Annotated in this window: 1 pseudogene; it reads left to right on the plus strand. The window is 74.9% G+C overall.

The window, feature by feature from the left end:
* Nucleotides 1–967, plus strand: a pseudogene (locus BST40_RS28215) (PE family protein); the annotation flags it as partial.

Here is a 967-nt window from a genome sequence, read left to right on the forward strand (position 1 = left end):
CGCTACGCCGAGGCGCAGGCCGCGTCCGCCAACGCCAAGAAGTGGGCCATCATCAGCGCGATCGCCGGGGCGGTCATGGGCGCGGGCGTCGGTGGCGCCGGCGGGGCAGGCGGGACCGGCGGGACGGCCACCGGCGGCGGCAGTGGTGGCTTTGGAGCGGCGGTTGTGGGTGCCGGCGTCGGCGGCGCCGGCGGAATTGGCGGGGCCGGTACGGGAGCCGGCGGCTTCGGCGGCACGGGCGCCGACAGCTTTGGGTTGTTCGGAGGTATCGGCGGTACCGGAGGGAATGGCGGCGCCGCCACTGCCGGCACCGGCGGCGTCGGCGGGGCCGGTGGCACCGGTTTCGGCTTCATCGGATCTGGTGGGAACGGCGGCGACGCCGGTACCGGCGTCGGACTCAACGGCGGCGGCGGCGGCAATGGCGGGGGCGCCCACGGTGTACTCGCGGCCATAGCCGGCGCCGGCGGCACCGCCGGTGCCGGTACCAGCGGTTTCGGCGGTTTCGGCGGGTCTGGCGGCAAGGCCGACAGCCTGGTCTTCAGCGTGGGCGGGGCCGGTGGCGCCGGTGGTGACGCGTCCACGGGCGGCGGGGGACTCGGCGGTAACGGCGGCGTGGCCGTGGCCAGCGGCCCCCTCGGAATCAATATCGCCATCGCAGGTGCCGGCGGTCATGGCGGTGCGGGTACCAGTGGCGGTAACGGCGGTGAAGGCGGTGTCAGCGTTTCCTACGGCCTCGCGGCGATCGCGCTGGACCTTGGCGGTGCGGGCGGCGCCGGCGGGGCAGCTACCACCGGAAGCGCCGGTGCCGGAGGCAACGGCGGTTTTGTCGACAGTCTTGATCTCTTCGGGTGCGGGGTATCTTTCGGCGGAGCCGGCGGGGCTGGTGGGACGGCCTCCGGGGCCGGCGGCATTGGCGGAGCCGGCGGCAACGGCGGCTTGGGGGACATGCCACTCTTCGGTGCATACG

It is taken from the genome of Mycobacterium persicum (assembly GCF_002086675.1).
Lineage (GTDB): Bacteria > Actinomycetota > Actinomycetes > Mycobacteriales > Mycobacteriaceae > Mycobacterium > Mycobacterium persicum.